This is a genomic window from Snodgrassella alvi, from assembly GCF_002777425.1.
Taxonomy (GTDB): domain Bacteria; phylum Pseudomonadota; class Gammaproteobacteria; order Burkholderiales; family Neisseriaceae; genus Snodgrassella; species Snodgrassella alvi_B.
Genome location: NZ_MDVC01000070.1, coordinates 1 through 10,669 on the forward strand (window position 1 = coordinate 1; position 10,669 = coordinate 10,669).

7 protein-coding genes and 1 pseudogene are annotated in these 10,669 nt (G+C 43.1%); 6 read left to right on the top strand and 2 right to left on the bottom strand.

Annotated elements, in window-relative coordinates:
- Positions 1-586: pseudogene (locus BGI33_RS07020) on the top strand (integrase core domain-containing protein); the annotation flags it as partial.
- A gap of 65 nt (positions 587-651) precedes the next feature.
- Here BGI33_RS07020 and BGI33_RS13120 read toward each other — a convergent pair.
- The gene (locus BGI33_RS13120) at positions 652-816 is read right to left on the bottom strand and encodes a hypothetical protein (protein WP_180298970.1); all 165 of its coding nucleotides are present in this window, start codon (positions 814-816) and stop codon (positions 652-654) included.
- A 1,066-nt stretch (positions 817-1,882) separates the two neighbouring features.
- On the opposite strand from BGI33_RS13120, the gene BGI33_RS07025 reads away from it, so the two are divergent.
- The 4 genes from BGI33_RS07025 (at position 1,883) to leuS (ending at position 7,305) form a co-directional block, all read left to right on the top strand.
- A complete protein-coding gene (locus tag BGI33_RS07025; RefSeq protein ID WP_100090553.1) occupies positions 1,883-2,287 on the top strand; it encodes a PTS sugar transporter subunit IIA in 405 nt (134 codons plus the stop codon).
- Position 2,288: 1 nt separating this feature from the next.
- Positions 2,289-2,558: an HPr family phosphocarrier protein gene (locus BGI33_RS07030; protein WP_100090554.1), complete on the top strand. Its 270-nt coding sequence runs from the start codon at positions 2,289-2,291 to the stop codon at positions 2,556-2,558.
- Entirely contained in the window at positions 2,558-4,315 is a 1,758-nt protein-coding gene (gene ptsP, locus BGI33_RS07035; RefSeq protein WP_100090555.1) for a phosphoenolpyruvate--protein phosphotransferase, read from the top strand. The genes BGI33_RS07030 and ptsP overlap by 1 nt, the downstream gene beginning before the upstream one ends.
- A gap of 350 nt (positions 4,316-4,665) precedes the next feature.
- Positions 4,666-7,305 (top strand): leucine--tRNA ligase, encoded by a 2,640-nt coding sequence (gene leuS / locus BGI33_RS07040; RefSeq protein ID WP_100090557.1) that lies wholly within the window; start codon positions 4,666-4,668, stop codon positions 7,303-7,305.
- 118 nt (positions 7,306-7,423) lie between these two features.
- Here leuS and BGI33_RS07045 read toward each other — a convergent pair whose 3' ends face one another.
- Entirely contained in the window at positions 7,424-9,805 is a 2,382-nt protein-coding gene (locus tag BGI33_RS07045) for a glucose/quinate/shikimate family membrane-bound PQQ-dependent dehydrogenase (RefSeq protein WP_100090556.1), read from the bottom strand.
- 262 nt (positions 9,806-10,067) lie between these two features.
- On the opposite strand from BGI33_RS07045, the gene BGI33_RS07050 reads away from it, so the two are divergent.
- Positions 10,068-10,669, top strand: a 602-nt coding sequence (locus BGI33_RS07050) for a helix-turn-helix domain-containing protein (RefSeq protein WP_144235390.1), incomplete at its 3' end; no start/stop codon positions are given.

Below are 10,669 nucleotides of genomic sequence, written 5' to 3' on the forward strand. Positions count from 1 at the left end.
CGCACAAGATACATATTATGTTGGTCATATTAAAGGGATTGGGAAAATATACCAACAAACGTTTATTGATACCTATTCAAGACTGGCGTTTGCTAAAGTATATACGGAGAAAAACAGTTTAGTTGCTGCGGATATGCTCAATGATAAAGTGATACCATTTTTTGATAATGAGCAGGTAGCGCTTTTACGAATTCTGACGGATAGAGGAAGTGAGTATAACGGTCATAAAGAGCGTCATGCATACGAACTGTATCTGAATTTGGAGGATATAGAGCATACGAAAACAAAAGCTTACAGTCCGCAAACGAATGGTATATGTGAGCGGTTCCATAAGACGATGAAGACCGAGTGTTATGATATTATGTTTAGACGTAAAATATATACAGAACTGAAAGAGATACAACAAGATATTGAGCTTTAGCTAGAGTTTTACAATCGGGAAAGAGCACATTCAGGGAAATACTGTTATGGTAAGACACCTTGGCAAACTTGGGTAGAGACAAAAGGACTGGCTAAAGAAAAGCACCTAGAGAATTTATTTTACTCATCAGACAGTCATTGTGTTAGAACGAATGCCGATGAGTAGGTAGTGTCTGTCAGATTAAGTTTGAGCTAGTACAAATTCCTTTCCTCTATCTGAATGAAATGGATTTAATGATGTGGTGGTTGCTTATCCGGGCTTAATGCAGACATCACTAAATCTGCTGTTTTATGTTGACTGATACCATAACCGGCAATCTGTCGATTAGATAAATTCAGTAATACACATGAATAATTACAGCGATGGTTAACACGAATATAGGTTAAGTTTGCCACTATAATATGCTGTATGCTATCTATATTAAACTGACGTTGTAAATGATTAGCTGTTGCTGCGCTATTGTTTGTCGTCTGATGTTCTCGATGTCGTTTAAGCGTATACTTTGATATCAATAATAGCGACTTCATTACCCGGGAAATATAACAACTAGAAACGCTGATGCCCGTTTGTTGTAAGGCAAAAAAATGAATTTACCTGATTCCAATCTCTAAGCAGCAACATAATGCCGCTATAGCATAACAATGTTGGTTTGCTTTTAGGATTTTGATTTTCGTCCCATTCATTATCAGCGCAGTCTGCTTTAGGGTATCGTTTTTTATCTGTAGCTGCTTAAGCTCTTTTTGTAAGGCAAGCAGTTCATTTTCTGCTGGAGTGCGGTTATTTTTAGTTTTGAATGACCGCTTTTGTTTGTTTGGATTATCCAGTGGTTTAAAACAGATGGCATCAAATCATATTCTCATACCAATTTACTGCACGATTTCCCCTGCTGATAAAGTTTAACCATTTGAGCTTTGAAATTAGCACTAAAAGTCCATCGTGCACGCTTTGGTTGATTCATCATCTTTTCTTTTTTAGAGTTAAGTTTACTTTATCCCCTAAAAATTTGTATGAGTTAGTGTGGCGTATCCAACTAGATAGTGAAAGTCTTAAAATAATATTAGAAACTGGTATTACTATAAATATCTATTAAATTTTCTAATAATTTGAGATACTATATTTTAAAAAGCATAATGTTCTATTATTAAGTAAACAACCGTTGATATTGTTGTCATTAGCAACGGTTAACTTAACTGGTTATTCAGCAGTCAACCATGTAATCTATACGGTTTGAGGCTGAAATCATTTCTAAACTGTCTACAAGACGGTGAACTTGAAGCCAATATATTATTTCCTTTGGTATCTTTCTTCCTACAGTGTGACAAGTATGATAAGTTTTATCTGGGAGATATAGGATTGGAATTTTAGCCAATTGTTTGTTGGTCAGCGGTAAGTGATGCAATTATTTTTCTTTAGACGGGATTATTGGGTACACTTGATGCTGTAATAGTAATAGGTAATACAATGATAGGTTTGATGATAGTTACCCATGAGACTGTAGGACAGGCAAATATGCAGTTGATTCAGCATATTTTTGGTTCTGTGCCCGATAATGTTTCTCTGATTGGGGTACGCAGTAGTGATTCGCTTGAAAGCATACATACAGATGTAGTAGAAAAGTTGGCTACTCTGGATTATGGCCATGGTGTGCTGATTCTGACGGATATTTTTGGTGCTACGCCGTGTAATCTGGTATGCCGGCTGATTAATCGTGACAATGTTATTGTGCTTACCGGACTTAATGCTCCGATGTTGATTAAGGCGCTACAAAATTTTGCTAAAGCGGATGATGTGTATAAATTTGCTGAAGAGGTTAAAACAGCTGCTATTGCCGGCATTATGACTATTTCTAATCAGGATGAGCTGTGACATGATAAAGAAGGAAATTGAGATTGTTAACAAGCTTGGTTTGCATGCACGGGCTTCGAACAGGTTTACGCAGGTAGCCAGTCGTTTTCAATGTGAGGTGTGGGTTACACGCAAAGACCGTCGGGTTAATGGTAAAAGTATTATGGGTCTGATGATGTTGGCTGCTGCTCAGGGGAGTGTAATTGAACTGGAAACTGACGGTGTGGATGAGAGTCAGGCGATGCAGGCACTGGTTGAGCTGATTAACAATTATTTTGGTGAAGACGAATAATGTGTATTGTACTGCATGGCGTGGCAGTAGGTGCTGGGGTAGCAATTGGTCGAGCCCATCTGGTGGTACGGGGTATGGATGATGTGCCCCATCGTGAGCTGTCGATTGAAGAAATACAAGCAGAAGTTGCCCGTTATGAGCAGGCGATTAAGACGACTCGCCGTCAGTTAGAGCAGTTGCGTACAGATATTCCACAAAATGCACCTTCAGAGCTGGGTGCGTTTATTTCTCTGCATCTGATGCTGGTTGGAGATGTGAGTCTGTCGAGAGAACCTATTGATATTATTGAGGAGAAATGTGTTAATGCTGAATGGGCATTAAAGTTGCAAACAGATAAGCTGGCGGAACAGTTTGATGCAATTGAAGATAATTATTTGCGTGCGCGCAAGCAGGATATGTTGCAGGTAGTGGAGCGGATTTTTAAGAATCTGATTGGACTATCTACTGAAGTTGTTACTGAAGCTGAGGATTTTGAAGAAGATACGATTCTGGTTGCTCATGACTTATCACCGGCAGACACGATTTTTTTTAAAGACAGTCGTATTGCGGCTTTTATAACTGATGCTGGTGGGCCAACCAGTCACACGGCAATTCTAGGACGCAGTTTGGATATACCATCTGTGATTGCACTGGGCTATGCGCGGGAATTGATTAACGAAGATGAGCTGATTATTGTAGACGGCACTATGGGCGTGGTTATTATTGCGCCTGATAATATCATTTTGAAGGAATATCGGCGCCGTTTACGTGAGTTTCGCAGTTTGAAACGGCAATTAAATAAACTGAAAAATACGGCTGCGACTACGCAGGATGGAATCAATATTGAGTTGTTGGGCAATATTGAAAGTGCTAATGATATTAAGGCATTGCATAATTTAGGTATTGACGGCATTGGATTGTATCGCAGTGAGTTTTTTTATCTCAACAGGGATACTTTGCCTACAGAAGATGAGTTGTATGCGGAGTATGCGGATGTGGTTAAAAAGCTGAAGGGCAAGCCATTAACCATACGGACGATTGATTTGGGGGTGGATAAAAATCCACGCTGGTTTGGCCCCAGCAACGCTATGAATCCGGCTTTGGGTTTGACCGGTATCCGTTTGTGTTTGGCAGAACCGGTGATGTTTCGTACCCAGATGCGCGCAATTATGCGTGCTGCTGTTCTGGGACCTGTGCGCATGATGTGGCCGATGATTTCTTCGGTGACGGAAATACAGCAATGCTTAACGCATTTAAATACGGCCAAACAGCAGCTACGCGACTGTTTTGAAAAATTTGATGAGAATATTCAGGTTGGCGCAATGGTGGAGATTCCATCGGCTGCGTTGACGGTTAATTCTATTCTGAAACTGATTGATTTTGTTTCAGTTGGTACGAATGATTTGATTCAATATACGCTGGCGGCTGACCGCAATGATGAAAGTGTGAGTTATTTATATCAGCCGGGACATCCTGCGGTATTGAAGTTGTTATTGCATATTATCCGTACTGCGGCACGTTTGAACAAACCGGTGTCGATTTGTGGTGAAATGGCTGGTGATGCTAAATATACGCGGTTGTTGATGGCGATGGGATTACGCTGTTTTTCGATGAATGCAAATAATATTCTGGCGGTAAAAAATCAGATTATTCAGAGTGATTTGCTGATACTGGAAACTGAGGTGCAAAAGATATTACGCAATGATGATCCAGATAAAGCATTAAAGTTATTGAAAAAATTTAATTCTTCACATGAATTGGCTGATTCTGTGGATTGAAATAAATAGTTTTGTCTGACTTAGCACAGTTTAACTGCGTTTAATGGTTATCTTTATATAATCAATTCATCAGTATTGTTGTTGCCTGACAGTCAGTATTGAGTAAGTAGTGTTTTCCCGCAAATTGTCCACCGATATTCCCTCCCTTGGTATCGGTGGTTTTTTTATTTGTCTGCTGGAATGTTATTTGCATAAATTATTGTAATCTGGCTGAATGCGCAATATGTTATTGCGGTATTGATGTACCAGTTTGGCTAACTGAGCGGCCAGAATGATTAATTGCAGGCTGGTGTCTTGAGTAAACTGTTATAATAGCGGTCTATTTTTATACAATAAATTGATGATTCATGATGCAAGAACATTACTGTCCCGAGAAGATTGAACCGGCTGCGCAGGCACGCTGGCAGGAATACCGTTTATTTAACGCTGAAGATTTTAGTCCCAAACCAAAATATTATTGTCTGTCGATGTTTCCTTATCCATCAGGCAAGTTACACATGGGGCATGTGCGTAACTATACGATTGGTGATGTACTGAGCCGCTATCGTTTGCTTAATGGTTTTAATGTGATGCAACCAATGGGCTGGGATGCATTTGGTTTGCCAGCTGAAAATGCGGCCATGAAGCATCAGGTGGCACCGGCACAATGGACTTACGACAATATTGCTTATATGAAAAAGCAGTTGCAGAGTCTGGGCTTTGCCATTGACTGGGAGCGGGAAATTGCAACCTGTACGCCGGAATATTATCGTTGGGAACAGTGGCTGTTTGTGCGTTTGTTTCAGAAAGGCATTATTTACAAGAAAAACGGTACGGTTAACTGGGATCCGGTGGATCAGACGGTGCTGGCCAATGAGCAGGTTGTAGATGGTCGTGGCTGGCGCTCTGGTGCTATTGTGGAAAAGCGTGAAATCCCGATGTATTACTTCAAGATTACGGATTACGCCGAGGAATTGCTTAATGGTTTGGATACGCTGGAACACTGGCCGGAACAGGTTAAGACGATGCAGCGCAACTGGATCGGCAAGTCACGTGGTATGCAGGTGCGTTTTGCGCTGGCTGAAGACAGTAAAGCAGGTTTAACGGGTGAATACGCTGATTTTGTACAGGTATACACTACGCGTCCAGATACGCTGATGGGAGCGACTTATGTTGCTGTGGCAGCGGAACATCCTCTGGCTACAGCTGCTGCTACCGATAATGCTGAGCTACAGCAGTTTATTGCTGAATGCAAGGCAGGTTCTGTGGCTGAAGCGGATATGGCTACGATGGAGAAAAAAGGTATGCCTACCGGACGCTTTGCCATTAATCCGTTGAATGGTGATGTACTGCCGGTGTGGGTGGCCAATTATGTGCTATGGGGCTATGGTGACGGTGCGGTGATGGCTGTGCCGGCACATGATGAACGTGATTTTGAGTTTGCCACTAAGTATCAACTGCCAATTAAACAGGTTATTGCATCTACTCAAACTACTGATGGATTTAGTGCGCAGGCGTGGCAGGAATGGTATGGCAGCAAGGAGCAGACGCAGTGTGTTAACAGTGGTGAACTGGATGGTCTGGATTTTCATGCCGCTTTTGAGCGCGTAGGGGAGATTTTGCAGGCTAAAAATGCCGGCGCACCGAAAACACAATATCGCCTGCGTGACTGGGGTATTTCACGCCAGCGTTATTGGGGTTGTCCGATTCCGATTATTCACTGTGATGATTGCGGTGATGTTACTGTGCCAGAAACGCAGTTGCCGGTTGTGTTGCCTGAAAATGTAGTGCCGGATGGCGCGGGTTCTCCGCTGAGCAAAATGCCGGAATTTTATGAAACTAGCTGCCCGTGCTGTGGTAAACCTGCCCGCCGTGAAACGGATACGATGGATACATTTGTTGAATCCAGCTGGTATGCAGTGCGCTATGCTTCACCACAGTGTGATACGGCTATGGTGGATAAGGAAGCAGCTAATTACTGGATGAATGCTGACCAGTATATCGGCGGGATTGAGCATGCTATTTTGCACTTGTTGTATGCACGCTTCTTTACTAAGCTGATGCGGGATGAAGGTCTGCTGAATGTTGATGAACCGTTTGCACGTTTGCTTACTCAGGGTATGGTAGTCTGTGAGACGTATTACCGTGAAGGAGCTAATGGCAGTAAAGAGTGGATTGCACCACAGGATGTGGATTTGCAACGGGATGATAAAGGCCGGCCACTGGCTGCAACTTTGAAAGCGGACGGCAAGCCAGTTTGTATTGGCGGCATTGAGAAGATGTCTAAATCGAAAAATAATGGTGTGGATCCGCAAGAGCTGATTGACCGTTATGGTGCTGATACTGCACGTCTTTTTATGATGTTTGCTGCGCCACCAGAGCAATCTTTGGAGTGGTCAGATGCTGGTGTGGATGGTGCTCATCGTTTCCTGCGTCGTTTATGGCGTACGGTGTATGATTATTTACAGCAGGGCGCCAGTGTAACGGCGTTTGCGGGTAATCAGGACGGGCTGTCATCTGAATTGAAAGCGTTGCGCCTGAAATTGCACACTACGATTGCCAAGGTAACAGATGATTATGGCCGTCGCCAGCAATTCAATACAGCCATTGCTGCGGTGATGGAATTGCTGAATCAGTATGATCGTACTGATTGTGGTTCGGAGCAGGGACGGGCTGTGGCACAGGAAGTGCTAGAGTCAGTATTGCGTCTGTTATGGCCAATTGTGCCACATGTGTGTGAAACGCTATGGAATGAATTGTCTGCGCAGCAAACTTTGTGGGATGCTGCATGGCCTCGTGTTGATGAGGCTGCACTGGTGCAAAATGAGATTACTTTGATGGTACAGGTAAATGGTAAGCTACGCGGACAGATTACGGTTGCGGCTGATATCAGTAATGATGAAGTACAGGCCGTAGCGCTGGCTGAACCAACTGTACAACGATTTGTGGACGGCAAAACTCCGAAAAAGGTGATTGTGGTGCCCAAACGTCTGGTAAATATTGTTGTCTGAGTATTACTGAGACTGAGGATAAAAAAGACATGTTGTTAACATGTCTTTTTTTGTATGGGTAAGCTTTTGCTGGATTGAGAATACGGACAGTTCATTGGCTGTCCATATTAATTAAAGCTTAAGGTAGGGTATAAGCAATTAGGTAATCGCCCATTCTGGTACCAAATGAGCTATGACCACCTGCCATCTGTACTACATATTGTTTGCCGTTAACTGCGTAAGTCATGGGTGTTGCCTGTCCACCGGCAGGTAAGCGGGCTTCCCATAACAGCTTACCATTGCTGGTGTCGTAGGCTCGCAGATAGTCGTCCTGAGTGGCACTGACAAACATGACATTACCAGCTGTTGATATTGCACCACCTAAGCCGGGTACGCCGATTTTCAATGGTGGTAATTCGAATAATTTTGGTAGGCTATCGCGAATGGTACCGATACGTTTTTTCCACACTATCTGATTGCTTTGTAAATCCACTCCGGCAACAAACCCCCATGATGGCTGTTTACAGGGCAGGCCTAGTGGTGACAGGAAGGGATTTATTTCCACACCATAAGGGGCACCATACATTGGTTGCATGCCATTTTCAGTACCGGCACCCTGTTTTTGTTGCGTTCTGTCTGGATTGGTGGGAATCAGGCGGGAAACAAATGGCAGACCTATCGGATTCATCAATGCAATTTGGCGATCCTGATTGACGGATATGCCGCCCCATTCAAATACACCCAGATTTCCCGGGAAAACCAGTGTGCCGTTTTCAGAAGGCGGGGTATAGATGCCATCATAATTCAGACGTTTAAACTGAATACGGCAAATGAGCTGGTCAAACATGGTTGCTCCCCACATATCTTTATCGGTGAGCTTGTCTTTTGGTGTCAGATTCAGCGCTGAAAATGGCTGGGTGGCAGAATAGTGCTCACCTTGCGTAGGATTACCATATTTCAGGGTTTGCGGTACTGGTTTTTCGGTTACCGGTACGATGGGTTGGCCGGTTTCACGATTGAGCACGAAAACATTACCGGTTTTGGTGAGGACGTAAATGGCCGGAACTCGTTTGCCGGATGGCAGGGTGAGATCCATTAATGAAGGTTGTGCCGGTACATCCATATCCCATAAATCATGGTGGGTGGTCTGATAGTGCCACAGCAATTTGCCGGTGGAAGCATTCAGTGCCACGATAGAATTGGCATAACGCTCTTTTAGTTTGTCGCGATGGCCGCCCCAGATATCAGGTGTACCTACGCCGGTGGGCACATAAACGATATTGCGTTGCTGGTCGTAGGCCAGTGGCGCCCATGCATTGGGTGAATTATGCACGAAGGTGGTGTTTTCGCCCGGCATGGCATTCGGATTTTCGGCACCGGTATCAAACACCCATTTTAATTGACCATTATTGACATCATAACCGCGTATCACGCCTGATGGTTCTTTGGTGGAGAGGTTATCGGTAACTGAACCGCCAATAATAATGGTGCTTGGTGTGACTATAGGTGGTGATGTTGGGTTGTAGCCACCCAAAAATGCGTAAGGCATTTTTGCTTGCAGGTTAATTTCTCCCTCAGTGCCGAAATCTTTGCATTTCTGGCCATTATCTGCATTAACAGCAATCAAACGACCATCATTGACTGGTAACAGCACTTTTCGCGGGCATATGGTTGATGCTGTGGTTTCGCTACTGTTTGCTGTTGTGGCGTCGTAATAGCTGACGCCTCGACAGGTAAGATGCTGAAAGGTTTTGTTACTACGCAATTTCGGATTAAAGCGCCATAACCGTTTACCACTAGTGGCATCCAGTGCGTCCAGAAACTGGTGTGGTGTACAGATAAATAATTTATTGCCGATTTTGATTGGGGTAAGCTCGTTGGTGGTTTCGGCTGAGTCATTATCGGTTTTGAAGTCACCGGTATGATAAGTCCAGGCAACTTTGAGCTGGTTTACGTTGCTGGTATTAATCTGGGTTAATGGTGAGTAGCGGCTGCCGCTCTGAGTGCGGCCATAAGCTGGCCAGTCTTCTGCCGCAATATCATTGGTATCTGCGGCTGGTATCGGCTGGGTACGTGTGATGGTGCCATTGATCTCTTGCGGGTCGTGATTAATGCTGTAAAGCATGATGCCTAGTATGGTAGTTAAAACTATGGCAATAGCTGCTTTACTACTGTGTTGTGTGGTTAACTGACGTGTTGACCAAGGCGATAGTAGCCACAGGCCTAAGAGAAACAGGATATCAAACCGTGGTGCCAGTGCCCAGAAGTCAGTACCGGATTCCCATAATCCCCAGCCCAATGTTGCGATGAGTATAACGGCAAAGTACCACAGGCTATTGCTGCAATTGCGCTGATAAAGGAAAGTGAACAGCCCAAGTGCTAATGCAAGAATAGCGTAAAAGGGTGAACCGCCCAGACAGATTAACCAGACTCCTCCTATGAGCAGATAGAGTGTAACCAGCCATAGAATTATTTGGGTAATGATTCTGGCGATGGAGTGAGTTGATTTATGTGTGTTCATTATGCCTCTATAAGTTGATTTTAATAAAAATTTCTTTGCAGTATGGAAATGATTATAGTCAGCAATAATGATTATGCAAATGTAGGCTTAAATGAATATTAAAAAATTAATTGTTTGTAGTTGTTATATTTTTTATATTATTAGCAATAGGTTAATTTTTTTATTTTTTGTGTGAATTATCTTTTTGTTAATAGATTATTTGTAGTAGTCTTTATTTAATCTGACATTTAGTGTATTTTAAACCAACAATGGAGTGTCAGTAATGAATCAATCTGCAAAAATAATTAAACCTAAATTAGGACTTTTAGAACTCGCTAAACAGTTAGGTAACGTTCAGCAAGCCTGTAAAGTCTTGGGGTATAGTCGCGACAGCTATTATCGCTTCAAAAAACTCTATGAACAGGGCGGAGAATTAGCTCTTCAGGAAATAAGTCGCAAAAAACCTATAGAGAAAAATCGCGTAGAGCCTCATATTGAGCAGGCTGTAGTTAATATGGCTTATGAATTTCCAGCTTATGGCCAACATCGGGTTGCTAATCAGCTACGTCTGCAAGGAATAATGGTCTCTGGCAGTGGTGTACGTTCAATCTGGTTACGCCACGATTTAGAAAGCTTCAAAAAAAGACTGATCGCTCTGGAAACAAAAGTAGCTCAGGAAGGGCTTGTGTTAACAGAAAGCCAGCTACAGGCTTTAGAGAAAGCGAAAGCAGCGCGAGAGGCACAGGGTGAAATTGAGACCCAGCATCCTGGATACTTATGCGCACAAGATACATATTATGTTGGTCATATTAAAGGGATTGGGAAAATATACCAACAAACGTTTATTGATACCTATTCAAGACTGGCGTTTGCTAAAGTATATAC